The 16,729-nt window shown below is 65.2% G+C and carries 16 protein-coding genes; 12 read left to right on the top strand and 4 right to left on the bottom strand.

What is annotated here, in order from left to right; all coding sequences use genetic code 11:
- Window positions 1–364 precede the first annotated feature (364 nt).
- Window positions 365–1,183, bottom strand: coding sequence for a hypothetical protein (locus V3B25_RS05325; RefSeq protein ID WP_010481314.1), 819 nt, complete (start codon window positions 1,181–1,183; stop codon window positions 365–367).
- 459 nt (window positions 1,184–1,642) lie between these two features.
- Here V3B25_RS05325 and V3B25_RS05320 point away from each other — a divergent pair, with 459 nt between their 5' ends.
- From V3B25_RS05320 to V3B25_RS05275, 10 genes are all read left to right on the top strand, one after another.
- On the top strand, window positions 1,643–2,008 hold the full coding sequence (locus V3B25_RS05320; protein ID WP_180876808.1) for a hypothetical protein: 366 nt from the start codon (window positions 1,643–1,645) through the stop codon (window positions 2,006–2,008).
- A 31-nt stretch (window positions 2,009–2,039) separates the two neighbouring features.
- Window positions 2,040–2,840: a F0F1 ATP synthase subunit A gene (atpB, locus tag V3B25_RS05315; protein WP_010481316.1), complete on the top strand. Its 801-nt coding sequence runs from the start codon at window positions 2,040–2,042 to the stop codon at window positions 2,838–2,840.
- 73 nt (window positions 2,841–2,913) lie between these two features.
- Window positions 2,914–3,219: a F0F1 ATP synthase subunit C gene (atpE, locus tag V3B25_RS05310; RefSeq protein ID WP_005411133.1), complete on the top strand. Its 306-nt coding sequence runs from the start codon at window positions 2,914–2,916 to the stop codon at window positions 3,217–3,219.
- A 106-nt stretch (window positions 3,220–3,325) separates the two neighbouring features.
- Complete coding sequence (locus V3B25_RS05305) at window positions 3,326–3,796, top strand: F0F1 ATP synthase subunit B (protein WP_005419512.1); 471 nt, start codon at window positions 3,326–3,328, stop codon at window positions 3,794–3,796.
- Between the two features lie 2 nt (window positions 3,797–3,798).
- A complete protein-coding gene (locus V3B25_RS05300) occupies window positions 3,799–4,326 on the top strand; it encodes a F0F1 ATP synthase subunit delta (protein ID WP_005411131.1) in 528 nt (175 codons plus the stop codon).
- Between the two features lie 44 nt (window positions 4,327–4,370).
- Window positions 4,371–5,918, top strand: a complete 1,548-nt coding sequence (gene atpA / locus V3B25_RS05295) for a F0F1 ATP synthase subunit alpha (protein ID WP_005411130.1) — start codon at window positions 4,371–4,373, stop codon at window positions 5,916–5,918.
- Window positions 5,919–6,015: 97 nt separating this feature from the next.
- The gene (gene atpG, locus V3B25_RS05290) at window positions 6,016–6,879 is read left to right on the top strand and encodes a F0F1 ATP synthase subunit gamma (protein WP_005411129.1); all 864 of its coding nucleotides are present in this window, start codon (window positions 6,016–6,018) and stop codon (window positions 6,877–6,879) included.
- A gap of 37 nt (window positions 6,880–6,916) precedes the next feature.
- The gene (atpD, locus tag V3B25_RS05285; RefSeq protein WP_005411128.1) at window positions 6,917–8,323 is read left to right on the top strand and encodes a F0F1 ATP synthase subunit beta; all 1,407 of its coding nucleotides are present in this window, start codon (window positions 6,917–6,919) and stop codon (window positions 8,321–8,323) included.
- Window positions 8,324–8,436: 113 nt separating this feature from the next.
- A complete protein-coding gene (locus tag V3B25_RS05280) occupies window positions 8,437–8,859 on the top strand; it encodes a F0F1 ATP synthase subunit epsilon (RefSeq protein WP_201117377.1) in 423 nt (140 codons plus the stop codon).
- Window positions 8,860–9,036: 177 nt separating this feature from the next.
- Window positions 9,037–11,178 (top strand): hypothetical protein, encoded by a 2,142-nt coding sequence (locus tag V3B25_RS05275; protein ID WP_201117376.1) that lies wholly within the window; start codon window positions 9,037–9,039, stop codon window positions 11,176–11,178.
- A 5-nt stretch (window positions 11,179–11,183) separates the two neighbouring features.
- On the opposite strand, the gene V3B25_RS05270 is transcribed toward V3B25_RS05275, so the two are convergent.
- Window positions 11,184–11,567: a GtrA family protein gene (locus V3B25_RS05270; RefSeq protein ID WP_201117375.1), complete on the bottom strand. Its 384-nt coding sequence runs from the start codon at window positions 11,565–11,567 to the stop codon at window positions 11,184–11,186.
- An 83-nt stretch (window positions 11,568–11,650) separates the two neighbouring features.
- Here V3B25_RS05270 and glmU point away from each other — a divergent pair, with 83 nt between their 5' ends.
- Window positions 11,651–13,018, top strand: coding sequence for a bifunctional UDP-N-acetylglucosamine diphosphorylase/glucosamine-1-phosphate N-acetyltransferase GlmU (glmU, locus tag V3B25_RS05265; RefSeq protein ID WP_107433287.1), 1,368 nt, complete (start codon window positions 11,651–11,653; stop codon window positions 13,016–13,018).
- A complete protein-coding gene (locus V3B25_RS05260; protein ID WP_049421418.1) occupies window positions 12,987–13,535 on the top strand; it encodes a GNAT family N-acetyltransferase in 549 nt (182 codons plus the stop codon). The genes glmU and V3B25_RS05260 overlap by 32 nt, the downstream gene beginning before the upstream one ends.
- A 414-nt stretch (window positions 13,536–13,949) precedes the next feature.
- On the opposite strand, the gene V3B25_RS05255 is transcribed toward V3B25_RS05260, so the two are convergent.
- Window positions 13,950–15,302, bottom strand: a complete 1,353-nt coding sequence (locus tag V3B25_RS05255) for an ATP-binding protein (RefSeq protein ID WP_049421417.1) — start codon at window positions 15,300–15,302, stop codon at window positions 13,950–13,952.
- Window positions 15,299–16,645 (bottom strand): sigma-54 dependent transcriptional regulator, encoded by a 1,347-nt coding sequence (locus V3B25_RS05250; RefSeq protein WP_329810263.1) that lies wholly within the window; start codon window positions 16,643–16,645, stop codon window positions 15,299–15,301. Before V3B25_RS05250 ends, V3B25_RS05255 begins: the two co-directional genes overlap by 4 nt.
- Between the last annotated feature and the right edge of the window lie 84 nt (window positions 16,646–16,729).

The raw sequence follows: 16,729 nt of genomic DNA, 5'->3' as shown, positions 1-16,729 counted from the left end.
CCCCCGCCCCCCCCCGCCCGCCCCCCCCCCCCCCCCCCCCCGCCCCCCGCCCCCCGCCCCCCCCCCCCCCCCCCCCCCCCCCCCCCCCCCCCCCCCCCCCCCCCCGCGGCTCGGCTTGCGGATAGTCGAGAGCCACAGCTTGGCCCGCCTGGATGCCTGACAGGCGGGGGAAGAGGGGCTTGCGTGCGAAGTAAAGGAGGAGGTGACGGCCGCAGGCCGGTGCCGGGGGACATTCGCACGCAAGCCCCTCTTCCCCCAGCGCTCGACCAACCTGCTTCTCTGCTCGACGATGCAAAGAAAAAGCGCGGCCCCGATGTTCCGGAGGCCGCGCCAGGAGAGAGTGTGCCGTGGAAGGGGCGGGGGATCAGAACACGAAGCTGACGCCGGCCACCGGGCCCTTGAATTCCTGCTTCAGGCCGATGGTGCCGTCGCTGCCCTTCTTGTCCGCGTCGAGCTTGAACCAGTCGTAGCCAGCGAACACACCGAAGTTCTTCGTGAAGCGGTAATCCACGATGGCGTTGGCGCGGCTCAGGTCGCCCTTGTAGTCATCGAAGCTGCCCCAGCGCGTGTTGAGGTACTGGCCCTGCAGCGTGATCATCCACTTTTCCGACGGGGTGAAGCTCAGGCGCGCACCGACCACCGGCGCCACGCCGTCGGTCTTCTCATTGAGGAACTGGCCTTCGTAGACAGTGCCCAGATCGGCGTAGGCCTTGGTGCTGACCTTGGCGTACTCGGCACCCAGCTGCAGGCCGAGGTCGAAGGTATCGGTGTCCACCACCGAGTAGTCATAGACCAGGCTGGCGACCTGGTACTTCAGTTCACCCTTGACGAAGCTGCCGGACGGCACGTTGACGTCACCGAAGGAGATGTCCTGGCCAAGGGTCTCGCGGCGGTCCTTGTCGTACTTGAAGTAGTTGAACAGCAGGCGCTGGCGGTTGCTGATGCGGAACATGCCGTCAATGCGCGGTTCCCACTCCTTGCCACCCAGCTTGAAATCCTCGGAGAAGCCGATGTCCTGGCCGGCGACGTTGGTCTTGCCGCGAAGGGTGTTGTCCGAGTCGATGTTCATCGCACCCAGGCGCAGGGCGAAGCGGTCGTCGCCTTCAGCGGCGTGGGCGGCAGTGGCGAACGAAGCGCCAGCGGCGAGCAGGGAGAGGGCGAGCAGGGTGGGTACGGGGCGCATCGAAGAGTCCTTGCAGTGGTTCATCAGAATGAAGGCCACTGTGCCGGACAGGCCCGTCCACCATCCGTGAACGTATGGTCCACGAAGTGTGCACGGTTCAGCGCTGTCGCGACGATGCAAAAAGATGGCCCCGGAGCCGGGCTTCGGGGCCATCGTGGGACCTGCGGGGCGGAGCGTCGACGAGGTTGCTGCAGGCAGGTCGAAAGATCGGACCGGCGCATTCGGCGAAAGTTCCGCAGCCTGCGACCAAAGTTCAATACTGCGCTGCAACATCATACGGACGTCATTGTCCCCTGGGTGGCACGCAAAAATGTAACCGTTACCGCAACTTGCGGCTTCCCGGGATGAACAGGGAGCGGTTGTCTCGCAAATTGTCCCATTGCTATAATTTGGCGGCTCGATGAGGCCCCCCTGCTGTAGTCGCCTCAGCCCTCCACTTGCAACCACGCGGGACGTCCTGTGCTGAACTCCGTTGAAGCGGGTCGGCGACTGATGCTGCGCGCCGCGGTCTACCCGCTGGCCGCAGTGGCTGTCCTGGCCCTGGCCTTCCTGCTGGTAGGTCCGAAATATGCCCTCGGCGCGCTGGCGTCCGGTGTGGCCATTTCGGCCGGTGGCTGGGTGGCGGCACGGATGGCACTGGGCGGTGGGGCACTGGCCGCAGGATCGGCGATGGCTCGCCTGATCATTGCGATCGTGGCCAAGTGGGTGGTGGTTTTCGGCGTCCTGCTGGTGGGGTTCCTGGTCTTCAAGCTGCCTGCATTGGCGCTGTTGGCCGGTATCGCCGTCGGCTTGATGTTCCAGGTCCTGGCGATGGCCAGGCGTTGACAGAATTCAATTAACTGAAGGTTCCGGACACATGGCGGGCGAGGCTCTAACCCCTACCAGCTACATCCAGCATCACCTGCACAACCTGACCGCGCCGGTCGGCAAGGGTGAGGGTATGTTCTGGCATATCCACGTCGATACCTTCCTCACCGCGGTCCTGATGGGCCTGGTGATCGTTGTCGCGTTCTGGCTGGGCACCCGCAAGGCCACCGCCGGCGTGCCGGGCAAGTGGCAGGCCTTCGTCGAGATCTGCCTGGAGTTCGTCGACCGCCAGGCCAAGGACACCTACCACGGCAAGAGCAAGCTGGTCACGCCGATCGCCATCACGATCTTCTTCTGGATCCTGTTGATGAATCTGCTGAAGATGATCCCGGCCGATTTCATCGCCAAGCCGCTGGAATGGGTGGGCGTGCACTACTGGAAGCCGGTCCCGACCGCTGACGTCAATGCCACCCTGGGCATGGCCATCAGCGTGTTCTTCCTGATGTTGTTCTTCGCGCTCAAGTCCAAGGGCCTGGGCGGCTTCATCAAGGAATTCCTGACGGCGCCGTTCGGCAAGTGGATGATGCCGTTCAACCTGATCCTCAACATCGTCGAGTGGCTGAGCAAGCCGATCTCGCTGGCGATGCGACTGTTCGGCAACATGTTCGGCGGCGAAATCGTGTTCCTGCTGATCTGGGTGCTGGGTGGTGCCGGTTTCTTCGGTGCCATTGCCGGTGGTGTGTTCGGCCTCGGCTGGATGCTGTTCCACCTGCTGGTGATCCCGCTGCAGGCCTTCATCTTCATGATGCTGTCGATCGTGTACCTGAGCCTGTCGGAAGACGCTCACTGAGTTTCAAGCTTCAACGCGTTTCAACCTTCATCCGTTTCATCACCCTTAGCAACTTAAGTTCCTGGAGATAACCATGTACTTCGCCGTCCTGACCAACTTCGCGCAGATTCAGAGCTCCACCGCCCTTGCCGTCGGCATCATGATCGGCCTGGCCGCGCTGGGCGCCGGTCTGGGTCTGGCCATCATGGCTGGTAAGTTCCTGGAGTCGGCCGCCCGCCAGCCGGAACTGATCCCGGTCCTGCAGGTCCGCATGTTCATCACCGCCGGCCTGATCGACGCCGCGTTCATCATCTCGGTCGCCGTTGGCCTGCTGCTGGCCTTCGCCAACCCGCTGTCGGCTGCCTTCGCTGGCGCCGTCACCAAGGCTCTGGCCGGCTGATACAGCGGTTTGAGACGACCGGGTGCTGATGCACCCGGTTTCGGATGAAGGCCGGATGTGCCGCTACGGCGGCGCGTCCACCCCGAAACCAGCGATCGAGCTAACCATGAATATCAATTTCACCCTTCTTGCGCAGGCGCTGGCCTTCGCTGGTCTGATCTGGATCATCGCGACCAAGATCTGGCCGCCGCTGATGAACGCGATCGAAGAGCGCCAGCAGAAGATTGCTGAAGGCCTCGCTGCTGCCGACCGCAGCCAGAAAGATCTGGCCCAGGCGCAGGAGAAGGTCAACGAAGCGCTGAAGGAAGCACGTACCAAGGCCAACGAGATCATCGATCAGGCCCACGCACGTGCCAACCAGATCGTTGATGCTGCCCGTAACGAAGCGATCACCGAAGCCACCCGTCAGAAGGAACTGGCCCAGGCTGAAATCGACGCCGCCGCCAACCGTGCCCGTGAAGATCTGCGCAAGCAGGTGTCCGCGCTGGCCGTGACCGGTGCCGAAAAGCTGCTCAAGCGCGAAATCGACGCCAACGCCCACAAGGCGCTGCTCGACGAGCTGGCCTCGGAGATCTAAGGATGAGCCAGGCCCTCACGCTTGCCCGCCCGTACGCCCGCGCCGCGTTCGCGACCGCGCGCGACGAAGGCGCGTTCGCGCCGTGGTCGGACGCCCTGGCGTTCTCCGCCCACGTCGCCGCCGACCCGCGCGTGGCGGCCCTGCTCGCCAACCCGGAGCTGGGTCGTGACGACGCCGTCGCCCTGCTGGCGCCGGTGTCCCACGGCGAGACCTACTCGCGCTTCCTGGCCATCCTGGCCGAATCGCATCGTCTGCCGCTGCTGCCGGAGATTTCCGGCATGTTCGACGCCCTGCGCGCCGAAGCCGAGCACGTGGTCAAGGCCACCGTCACTTCGGCCGCCGAACTGTCGGCCGGTGAGCTGGACGCGATCAAGGTCGCGCTGCGCAAGCGCTTCAACCGCGAGGTCGACGTGACCACCGCGGTCGATGCCTCGCTGATCGGCGGCGCCGTGATCGACGCCGGCGACGTGGTCATCGATGGTTCGCTGAAGGGCAAGCTGGCCCGTCTGCAGACCGCGCTCGCTAACTGAATTCATTTAACGTCCGGCCCCGCTGCCGGCACTAGGACTTGACGATGGCAACCACGCTCAACCCCTCCGAAATCAGCGAACTGATCAAGAACCGCATCGAGAAGGTCAAGCTGGCCGCGGAATCGCGCAACGAAGGCACCGTGACCAGCGTGTCCGACGGCATCGTGCGCATCTTCGGTCTGGCCGACGTGATGCAGGGCGAAATGATCGAACTGCCGAACAACACCTTCGCCCTCGCCCTGAACCTGGAGCGCGACTCGGTCGGCGCCGTGGTGCTGGGTGACTACGAGCACCTGCGCGAAGGCGACGTCGCCAAGACCACCGGCCGCATCCTGGAAGTGCCGGTCGGTCCGGAACTGCTGGGCCGCGTCGTGAACGCGCTGGGCGAGCCGATCGACGGCAAGGGCCCGCTGGGCACCGACCTGACCGCTCCGGTGGAGCGTGTTGCGCCGGGCGTGATCTGGCGCAAGTCGGTCGACCAGCCGGTGCAGACCGGCTACAAGTCGGTCGACTCGATGATCCCGATCGGCCGTGGCCAGCGCGAGCTGATCATCGGTGACCGCCAGACCGGCAAGACCGCGATGGCGATCGATGCCGTGATCAACCAGAAGGGCACCGGCATCAAGTGCGTGTACGTTGCGATCGGCCAGAAGGCTTCGACCATCGCCAACATCGTGCGCAAGCTGGAAGAGAACGGCGCGCTGGCCCACACCATCGTGGTGGCCGCGACTGCTTCCGAATCGGCTGCCATGCAGTACATCAGCGCCTACTCGGGCTGCACCATGGGTGAGTACTTCATGGACCGCGGCGAAGACGCGCTGATCGTGTACGACGATCTGTCCAAGCAGGCCGTCGCCTACCGCCAGATCTCGCTGCTGCTGAAGCGCCCGCCGGGCCGTGAAGCCTACCCGGGTGACGTGTTCTACCTGCACTCCCGTCTGCTCGAGCGCGCTGCCCGCGTGTCCGAGGAATACGTCGAGAAGTTCACCGAAGGCAAGGTCACCGGCAAGACCGGTTCGCTGACCGCGCTGCCGATCATCGAAACCCAGGCCGGCGACGTGTCCGCCTTCGTTCCGACCAACGTGATCTCGATCACCGACGGCCAGATCTTCCTGGAAACCGACCTGTTCAACGCCGGCATCCGCCCGGCCGTGAACGCCGGTATTTCGGTGTCGCGCGTCGGTGGCTCGGCCCAGACCAAGATCATCAAGAAGCTGTCGGGCGGCATCCGTATCTCGCTGGCCCAGTACCGCGAGCTGGCTGCGTTCGCGCAGTTCGCCTCGGACCTGGACGAAGCCACCCGCAAGCAGCTGGAGCGTGGCCAGCGCGTCACCGAACTGATGAAGCAGAAGCAGTACGCGCCGATGTCGATCGCCAACCAGGCGCTGTCGATCTACGCCGTCAACGAGGGTTACCTCGACGACGTGCCGGTCAACAAGCTGCTTGCGTTCGAAGAAGGCCTGCACGCCCACTTCGCCAACACCCAGGGCGAGCTGGTCAGCAAGGTCAACGCCACCGGCGGTTGGGACAACGACATCGAAGGTGCCTTCAAGAAGGGCATCGCCGAGTTCAAGACCACCGGCAGCTGGTAATCGCGGTCCTGTAGAGCGGAGCCTCTGGCTCCGCTGGACCAGATGACAAACGGTTGAACAACGCGGGGCAGCAGCCCCGCGCCACGGGAAACAAGAGATGGCAAGCGGACGCGAAATCAAAACCAAGATCAAGAGCGTGCAGAACACCCGCAAGGTGACGCGCGCCCTGGAAATGGTCTCGGCCTCCAAGATCCGCAAGGCGCAGGATCGGATGAAGACCTCGCGTCCGTACGCGCAGGCGATGAAGCAGGTGATCGGTCACCTGGCCCAGGCCAGCACCGACTACCAGCATCCGTTCCTGGTCGAGCGTGAGCAGGTCAAGCGGGTCGGCTTCATCGTGATCTCCTCCGATCGCGGCCTGGCCGGCGGCCTGAACAACAACCTGTTCCGCAAGATGCTGGGCGAAGCCAAGGCATGGCAGGACAAGGGTGCGGAAGTGGACCTGGTGACCATCGGCCAGAAGGCTTCGACCTTCTTCCGCCGCGTGAAGGTCAACATGGTCGGCAGCGTGACCCACATCGGCGACGTGCCGAAGCTGGAATCGCTGATCGGTGTGATCAAGGTCATGCTCGACGCCTTCACCGAAGGCAAGATCGACCGCGTGTACCTGGTCTACAACCGCTTCGTGAACACCATGGTGCAGAAGGCCAGCTTCGATCAGCTGCTGCCGCTGCCGCCGGCTGAGAAGCAGGTCGCTCACCACGACTGGGACTACCTGTACGAACCCGATGCCGCGACCGTGCTCGAGCACGTGATGACGCGTTACATCGAGTCGCTGGTGTACCAGGCACTGCTGGAAAACGTCGCCTCCGAGCATGCGGCACGCATGGTTGCGATGAAGGCGGCGAGCGACAACGCCAACAAGCTGATCGGCACCCTGCAGCTCGTCTACAACAAGGCGCGCCAGGCAGCGATCACCCAGGAAATCTCCGAAATCGTCGGCGGCGCGGCAGCAGTCTGACCGCGTTCGTTCAAAGCACACATTAGAGGATGCAGCAATGAGTCAGGGCAAGATCGTTCAGATCATCGGCGCGGTCGTCGACGTCGAATTCCCGCGTGAATCGGTGCCGAAGGTGTACGACGCACTGAAGGTGGAAAACACCGAGATCACCCTCGAAGTCCAGCAGCAGCTGGGCGACGGCGTGGTGCGTACCATCGCCCTCGGTTCCACCGACGGCCTGAAGCGCAACCTGGTTGCCGTCAACACCGGCCGTGGCATCTCGGTGCCGGTCGGCGCTGGCACCCTGGGCCGCATCATGGACGTGCTCGGCCGTCCGATCGACGAAGCCGGCCCGGTGGCCGCCAGCGACAGCTGGGAAATCCACCGTGCGGCCCCGTCGTACGAAGACCAGTCCCCGGCCACCGAACTGCTGGAAACCGGCATCAAGGTCATCGACCTGATGTGCCCGTTCGCCAAGGGCGGCAAGGTCGGCCTGTTCGGCGGCGCCGGCGTCGGCAAGACCGTCAACATGATGGAGCTGATCAACAACATCGCCAAGGCGCACAGCGGTCTGTCCGTGTTCGCCGGCGTGGGTGAGCGTACCCGTGAGGGCAACGACTTCTACCACGAAATGAAGGACTCCAACGTCCTCGACAAGGTGGCGATGGTGTACGGCCAGATGAACGAGCCGCCGGGCAACCGTCTGCGCGTCGCCCTGACCGGCCTGACCATGGCCGAGTACTTCCGCGACGAGAAGGACGAAAACGGCAAGGGCAAGGACGTCCTGCTGTTCGTCGACAACATCTACCGCTACACCCTGGCCGGTACCGAAGTGTCGGCACTGCTGGGCCGCATGCCGTCCGCCGTGGGTTACCAGCCGACCCTGGCCGAGGAAATGGGCGTCCTGCAGGAGCGCATCACCTCGACCAAGAACGGTTCGATCACCTCGATCCAGGCCGTCTACGTTCCCGCGGACGACCTGACCGACCCGTCGCCGGCAACCACCTTCGCCCACCTGGACTCGACCGTGACCCTGTCGCGTTCGATCGCCTCGCTGGGTATCTACCCGGCCGTCGATCCGCTGGACTCCACCAGCCGCCAGATGGACCCGCTGGTCATCGGCCACGAGCACTACGACACCGCCCAGCGCGTCCAGCAGACCCTGCAGAAGTACAAGGAACTGAAGGACATCATCGCGATCCTGGGCATGGACGAGCTGTCCGAAGAGGACAAGCAGGCCGTGTCGCGCGCCCGTAAGATCGAGCGCTTCTTCAGCCAGCCGTTCCACGTGGCCGAAGTGTTCACCGGTTCGCCGGGCAAGTACGTGCCGCTGAAGGACACCATCCGTGGCTTCAAGGCCATCGTCGATGGCGAGTACGACCACCTGCCGGAGCAGGCGTTCTACATGGTCGGCGGCATCGAAGAAGCGGTCGAGAAGGCCAAGAAGATGGCCGAGAAGGCCTGATCCGGGACGGGCGGGAGCGATCCTGCCCGACCTGACGCCGGCGCCGGGCAACCGCCCGCGCCGGTGGACTCCCACGGTGGCATTGCGCCGCCGCGAACAGCGAAGAGATTTGCATGAGCACGATCCGTTGCGACATCGTCAGCGCCGAGCAGGAAATCTTCCGTGGCGAAGCGACCCTGGTCGTGGCCACCGGTGAGCTGGGCGAACTGGGCATCGCGCCCAAGCACGCGCCGCTGATCACCCGCCTGAAGCCGGGCAAGGTGGTGGTGACCACGCCGAACGGCGAGCAGCTGGATTTCGCCATTTCCGGCGGCATCCTGGAAGTGCAGCCGCAGGTGGTGACCGTGCTGGCCGACACCGCGATCCGCGCGCAGGACATCGACGAAGCCTCGGTCCGCAAGGCCAAGGAAGAAGCCGAGCGCATCCTGGCCAACCGCGGCGAGGCGATGGAAGTGGCTGAAGCCCAGCAGAAGCTGGCCGAAGCCGTCGTCCAGCTGCAGGCGCTGGAGCGCCTGCGCAAGAGCCTCAAGCACTGACACGTGCTAGGGAACCATCGGCAGCAATGCCGGTAGTGATGGAAGATCGCCGGCTCAGTGCCGGCGATTTTCGTTGAGGAGAAGGGAGGCATGCACGGAATGCAGTACGCATCGGCCCCGAGCATCGGCGCCACGGATGCAGCCCGTTCCCGATGGGCTCGGCCTGAAACGCTGTGGGTGGCAAGCTGGCTGCTGCTGTGCCTGCCGTGGCTGATCGGTACCAAGGTCATTCCGTACGACGCCGTGCAGCAGTTCTTCCCGGCGGTCAGTTTCAGTGCCGAGCAGCTTCGGAACCTGCAGGCCCCTTGGTGGAATCCCTACCTGTTCGGTGGCTATCCGCAGATCGCCGATCCGCAGATGATGACGCTGCAACCGACCATGGTCCTGCCGATGCTGCTGGCGCCGGCGTCGTTGCATCTGTTCACCGTGGTGGTGCTGCTGCATGTGCTGGCGGGTGGCTTCGGCGCGCTGCGCCTGGCGCGTTCATTCGGACTTTCTGCACCCGCACAGTGGTTCTTTGCGATGGTGCTGATGTTCGGTGCAGTGGCAGCCTCTCGCCTGCAGCACACGCCGATGATCGTCAGCTACAGCCTGCTTCCCTGGCTGTGGCTGGGATTGTCGACTGTTCGGAACCGGGGCCGCACGCGTGACGTGCTGCTGGCGGGACTTGCAGGCGGCCTGTGCGCGCTGCAGCTGACCCAGGTGACCTATTTCATCATCCTGGCGTGTGCCGTGTACGCCGCAGGCGCAGTGCTGTCGGCAACAGGCAAGCGCTTCCGCTTCGCATTGCAGCTGTCCGCGGTCGCCCTGATCGCCGCCGCCGTGAGCGCCCCCCAGTGGCTTTCCACGTTGGCCTGGCTGGGTGACACCAATCGTGATGGCATGACCCTGGAGATGGCGCTGGCCGGTGCGATGCACTGGCAGGGGCTGGCAACACTGCTATCGGGAAATGTGTTCTCGCAGGTACGTGGGGTCAGCTGGTCCTTCGGCGATATCACCACGGACTACCTCTATTTCGGCGCGGTGCCACTGGCGCTCTGGCTGGCCTGGGGCGGCCGCGTTGTGCACAGGCAGCGACGGGCCACCTGTCTGGCGCTCGGTGTACTGCTGTTGACGACACTGGTCGCGCTGGGTGACGTCACTCCGCTGTTCGCATGGCTCTTCAGCGGGTTGCCCGGTCTTGATCTGTTCCGACGGCCCTCTGATGCGCTGTTCCTTGCGGTACCAGCGGCGGCCTGGCTGGGTGCACAGGCGTTGCAGGTTGCGTTGGAAAAGCGCGCACTGCGCCCGCACCGGGTGTCGTTGGTGGTAGTCGTTGTCCTGGTGTGCGTTGCCTCCTGGCTGGCCGCGAGCCACGGGCATCTGGAAGCCTTTGCGTGGCTGGCAGCCAGTGCCGGCATCGGCACTGCCGCGGTGCAGCTGCTGCGCCGGCATCCGGCTCCGGTGCGCTGGCTGATCGCACTGGTCGTGTTCGACATGCTGCTGTTCAACGTGGGAACACGCTTCAATACATCGGGCGCCCGTCCGCCGGTAATGACGGCCGAGCGCAATGGCGCCACGCAGCGCGCCTATACGCTGCTCGCCGCCGAACGGCGCACTGGCCTGCCCGAGCGCGCCATCGTCTTCGGCATCGGCGTGCTGACCAATGGCGCGGCTGTGCATGCGATTCCACTGGCCAATGGCTACAACCCGCTGCTGTCCAGTGATTACCAGGACATGGTCGGCATGCCGACGGAGCCCGTGGCTGCTTTCCAGCAGAAGGCGACGACCCCTTGGGCTCCCGACATGGACGCCCCCGTGTACGACCTGCTGGGTGTCCGCTGGCTGCTGTCACCGGAGCCGTTTGCAGGGTCCGATGACCAAGGCAGCGACGTGCAGCTGGCGCTACGCGGAAGTGTGCTGCCGCGCACGCTCAACCCGCAACGGGTGCAGCGGCACAGTGAACGCCTGCCACCGGCCGCTGAGTTCAACCAGACGGACTTCAGCCAGGCGGTCTGGCTGCCCACCGGGCAGCAGACGGACTGCCCTGAACGTGAGGCGGGCCGGCTGAAGGTGCTCTCGCAGGCCTATCAGCCCGGAAGGATCGCCCTTGACGTGGACGCCGAGCATCCGGCGTGGCTGGTGATCAATGAGGTGACCGCCCAGGGCTGGCAGGCCCGGCTGGATGGCGGAGCGTCGTTGCCGCTGATGCGTGCCAACGGGCTCTTCCACGCGGTGTGTGTTCCCGCGGGGCGGCATCGTGTGGAACTTGGGTACAGCCCGCTGCAGCTGTGGCGGGATGGGCTGCCGAAGCGATTCGCCGCGGGTGGAGCAGGCTGAAGGTCTCAGCGGAAGACCACATGGCGGAGCAGCAGGAAGGAGATCAGGGCGATCCCACCTTCGATCAGCGGCTTGGCCAGCCAGGCCCAATCCAATCCAAGGTGGCGGCTGGTCAAAGCGACCAGCACCGTGCTGGCGGCGGTAAGTGCGGCCCAGATTCCCAGAAAGCGTGAAAATCGACGCCAGCCAAGGCGCGCATCACCTGCGTTGGCAAAGGTGTAACGGCCGTTGAGCCAGAAGCCCAGCAGCATCCCGACCAGACGACCGGCAATGTTGGCAGGCACCACCGGCAGGCCCAGCGCGGTCGCGGTGACGAACACCAGCCAGTCGAGCAGCAGCTGCACGAGCCCGATGATGAGATAGGTGCTTCCCTGGCGGACGAGGCCCATCAGTGCGGTGAAGGAGGTGGGATGCACATGTTAACGGCCCACGCTCTAGAATCATCGGCAACGAACCACGGACTGCCGTTTCCATGACCCAACCCCTGCACGTCATCATCCTCGCCGCTGGCGCGGGCAAGCGCATGAAGTCGGTGCTGCCGAAGGTGCTGCAGCCGATCGCCGGCCAGCCGATGCTGGCGCATGTGATCGATGCGGCCCGCGAACTGCAGCCCTCGGCGATCCATGTGGTCTTCGGCCATGGTGGTGAAGCGGTGCGCCAGCACTTCGCCGACCAGCCCGACCTGCAATGGGCTGAACAGGCACGGCAGCTGGGCACCGGCCATGCGGTGGCCCAGGCGATGCCGCAGGTGCCCGACGCCGCGCAGGTGCTGGTGCTGTACGGCGACGTGCCGCTGATCCGCGCGCAAACCCTGCGCGACCTGCTGGCGCAGCCGGGTCGCCTGGCGGTGCTGGTCGCCGATGTCGATGACCCGACCGGCTACGGCCGCGTGCTGCGCGATGCCGAAGGCAAGGTGGGCTCCATTGTCGAGCAGAAGGACGCTACCGACGACCAGCTGCGTGTGCGCACGATCAATACCGGCATCATTGCCGCCGAGTCGACCGCGCTGCGGCGCTGGCTGTCGCAGTTGTCCAACAGCAACGCGCAGGGCGAGTACTACCTGACCGACGTGTTCGCCTTTGCCGCGCACGAGTACACCCCGGCCGAAATGGCACTGGTGGCCGATGCGCAGGAAGCCGAAGGGGCAAACGATCCCTGGCAGCTGTCGCAGCTGGAGCGTGCCTGGCAGCGCCGCGCGGTACGGGCCCTGTGCGCGCAGGGCGCGCGCGTGCGTGACCCGGCACGACTGGATATCCGTGGCACCGTCACCGTGGGCAGCGATGTGCTGATCGATGTCGACGTCGTTCTGGAAGGCCACATCGTGCTCGGCGACGGCGTCACCGTGGGCCCCTTCAACCGGCTGAAGGACGTCAATCTTGGCCCGGGCACCGAAGTGCGCGCGCATTGTGATCTTGAAGGCGTGGTCACCGAAGGCGCAGCACTGGTGGGGCCGTTCGCGCGGCTGCGTCCGGGGACCGTGCTCGCCGACGGCGTGCACGTGGGCAACTTCGTCGAGACCAAGAAGGTCACCCTCGGTGTTGGCAGCAAGGCCAACCATCTGACTTACCTGGGCGATGCGGTGATCGGCAGCAAGGTAAACATCGGTGCCGGCACCATCACCTGCAACTACGACGGCGTGAACAAGTCGACCACCACCATCGGCGACAACGCCTTCATTGGTTCCAATAGTTCGCTGGTAGCGCCGGTGACCATTGGCGACAGTGCGACGATTGCCGCCGGTTCGGTCATCACCCGCGACGCTCCGGATGGCAAGCTGACACTGGCACGTGCACGACAGGAAACCATCGATGGCTGGAAGCGCCCGCTCAAGAAGTCCTGAGCCACGCATCCCGCATGCCGACGAACTCGGCATGCTGCCGGCAATTGAACAACGTGCCGGTGAACTGCTGAAGGGTCACCAGGCCTACCCGGTGTTTGCCGGGCATGGTCTGGACCTGCCGACGCTGCAGGATGGCCTTCAACGTGGCCAGTTGTGGGTGGTGGATGCGGCTGACGGTGGTATCGCGGGTTACCTGCTGGCCGGCGAACTCTGCGGTGAATTCCATGTGCTGCAGATGGACGTGGATCCCGCACACGCGCGGCGTGGCTACGGCCGCGCTTTGCTGCGCCATGCCTTGGCGCAGGCGAGGGTGGGAGGCTACGCGGCCGCGGTGCTGACCACGCTGTCCGATGTGCCGTGGAATGCGGCCTTCTATGCCAGCGAAGGATTCGACGTAGTGCCCGAGGCGCAGTGGAACGATGGCCTGCGCGCGGTGATGGCCGAAGAGGCTGCGCTCGGATTCCCGATGCACCTGCGGGTGGCGATGCGGCGATCCATCTCTTCGCTGGATGGCTGAAGGTCGGCCACCGGTCATGGGCGTTACTTTTCTTTGTGCGCAAAGAAAAGTAACCAAAAGAAACGCTCCGCCGGTCGCGAGCCGATGCTGCGCATCGGTGCCCTGCGCTTCTCGGTGAATCTGGGGACGGCGCCGAACTCGCTGCGCTCAGACATCGGCGCCTCTGCGCCCCGGATTCCCCTGCGATGCTCGGCTTGCTCAAGGCGGAACCAACATCCAGAGCCACAGCCGCACCCAGCCGATTCAAACTAGGCGTGGTTGCCGTTGCTCTTGATGCTCCCGTTTCCCTTGAGCGCACGGTGGCGATGCGCCGGCCTTGGTAGCTGCCGACCTTGGTCGGCATATCCACGCATGGCGTGGATCTACTGACCGGTCGACCAGGGTCGAAGTCTACCGGCAATCCCGTTGGCCCGCTCAACCCACCGGCAACAGAATCGACACGCACAACCCGCCGTCACCGCGGTTCTGCAGCGACACCCGCCCACCGTGCGCTTCCACGATCTCGCGGGTCAGCGCCAGACCCAATCCAGTTCCATTGCGCTTGGTCGAATAGAACGGCATCAGTGCGTTCTGCAGCACCTGCTCGTTCATGCCCTTGCCGCGGTCAAGCACATCCAGGCGCAGCCACTGCGGCAACCGCGTGAGTTGCACCTGTACGTCATCGTTGGGCGGTTCTGCTTCGGCGCAGGCTTCGTGCGCGTTCTTCAACAGGTTCAGCAGTGCCTGCCCGAACTGGGCGATGTCGATGCGGCTGCTCAGTTCCTCGTCCGGCTCACGTTCCATGCCGAAAGGGATCTGCTGGCGCAGGCTGGACAGGAAGGGGGCCCAGTGCACGGTCTGCAACTGCGGTTGCGGCAGCTTGGCAAAGCGCGCATAGCCGCGGATGAAGCCTTCCAGGTGGCGTGCGCGATCCTCGATGGTGGTAAAGATCTCCGGCAGCCGGTCAAAGCGCTCACGCTGCACCAGTACACCGCCGGAGTGGGCCAGCGAGGCAATCGGTGCCAGCGAGTTGTTGAGCTCGTGGCTGATCACCCGGATCACCTTCTTCCAGGTCTGTACTTCCTGGCGGCGCAGCTCGGCGGTCAGCAGGCGCACCAGCAGCAGGTCGTGCGGACGACCATTGAGCTGGAAGGCCCGGCGCGAGAGGTGGTACACCTGCTCGTCATCCTCATCGCCGCCCTCGCCCTCGGCATGCACCGCGAACAGGCTGTCGCCACCGCGGGCGATGGCATCGCGCAGCTCCACCGGCACCTGTTCCAGCACTTCCTCCAGGCGCTGGCCTTCCAGCTTCCAGCCGCCATGCAGCAGCTTGCGCGCAGCCAGATTGGAGAACACCACGCGGGCGATGCCATCACCGCCCGAGGCGATCAGCAGCATTGCCACCGGCGTGTTCTGCACCATCGTGTCCAGCAGAAGTTCGCGTTGCACCAGGCCCTGCCGCTGTGCACGCAGCACATCGCCCAGTTCGCGGTGTGCCTGCACCAGGTCGCCGAGCTCGTCATTGCCGGGCCAGTGCACGCCGAAGTTGTATTCGCCGTCGCGATAGCTGCTGGTGGTGCCCGCCAGGGCCCGCATCAGTGACCGCACCGGGGCGGTAGCGCGACGCAGGGTCCACCACATCAGCGACAGCAGGATCAACGCCGACACCGTGGTCACCACCCAACCATGGTCCATCCAGTAGGCCAGCAGCCACGGCAACGCGGCGGCCAGCGCCAGCACCGGCAGCAGGCGCAGGAACAGGCGGAAAGTGAACGAGCGCCGTTTCATTCGCGCGGGATACCGTGGCGGTCCATGCGCCGGTACAGCGCCTGGCGGCTCAGGCCGAGCTCGGCGGCGGCCTGGGCGATGACGCCATGGTTGCGCGCCAGTACCTCTTCGATGCGCGCGCGGTCAGGGTCATTGCCCGCCCTGGGGGCCGGGCGCGGTGCGGCGGCTGCGCGCGGCAGATTGAGATCGGCCACTTCAATGCGGTTGCCGGTGGCCAGCAGTTCGGCGCGCTGGATCACGTTGCGCAGTTCGCGCACGTTGCCTGGCCACGGGTGCCGCTGCAGGGCGGCGGTGGCGGCGCTGGACAGGGGCTTGCCAGCGGTCAGGAAGCGCTCGGCCAGCGGCACGATGTCGCCCGGGCGATCGGCCAGTGGCGGCAGCACCAGTTCCACCGTGTTGAGGCGGTAATAGAGGTCTTCGCGGAAGGTGCCGTCGCGGATCATCGCCGGCAGGTCGGCATTGGTCGCGCTGACCACGCGGACCTTGACCTGGCGTTCGCGGTTGGAGCCCAGGCGCTCGAAGCGGCCGGTTTCCAGCACACGCAGCAGCTTCATCTGCCCGCCCAGCGACAGGTTGCCGATCTCATCCAGGAACAGGGTGCCACCATCGGCGGCCTCGAACTTGCCTTCGCGCGCCTTGTTGGCGCCGGTATACGCACCGGCCTCGGCACCGAACAGTTCGGCCTCGATCAGTTCCGAAGGCAGCGCGCCACAGTTGACCGCCACGAATGGACCCTTGGCCACCAGGGAATTGGCCTGGATGATCTGCGCGATCTTCTCCTTGCCGGCACCGTTCGCGCCGGTGATCAGTACCGGCAGTTCCGAGCGTGCGACCTGGCAGGCGAGAGCGATGACGCGCTCGCTGGCGGGGTCGGCGAAGACCGCGCCGCACAGGTCATACTTCTCTTCCAGCGCATTGCGCTGGCGCAGTTCACGGCTGCGGCGCCGGTCCAGTTCGCGGCGCGCCTCGGACAGTTCCAGCAGGTTGTTGACCGTGGTCATCAGCTTGCGGTCGTCCCAGGGCTTGGCCAGGTAGTCGGCCGCACCGGCCTTGACCAGATCCACCGCGCTGCTGAGGTGGGTCCAGGCGGTCAGCAGGATCACCGGCAGATCGGGATGGCGCGCGCGGATCTGCGCGAACAAGGCCTCGCCTTCTTCGCCGGAGGTGGTGTCCTCGCTGAAGTTCATGTCCTGGATCACCAGGTCGACCGGCTGCGACTCCAGCAGGGCCAGCCCTTCGGACGGGCTCTGCGCCTGCAGGGTGTCGATGTCGTGCAGGGAGAACAGCACGTCCAGCGCGGTACCCACGCTGGCGTTGTCGTCGATGATCAGGATCGCAGGCATCAAGCGGTTCTGCAGAAAGGGATGGGCGGCGCCGTTGGAGCCGTTCGTGTCCACGCACCGGGAGAGCCCGGCGCCACCCATCAA

This window comes from Stenotrophomonas sp. SMYL8 (genome assembly GCF_036320065.1).
GTDB classification, from domain to species: Bacteria; Pseudomonadota; Gammaproteobacteria; order Xanthomonadales; family Xanthomonadaceae; genus Stenotrophomonas; species Stenotrophomonas maltophilia_A.
Note: the sequence above shows the minus strand (reverse complement) of the source record. Positions and strands in the feature narration are given on the sequence as shown.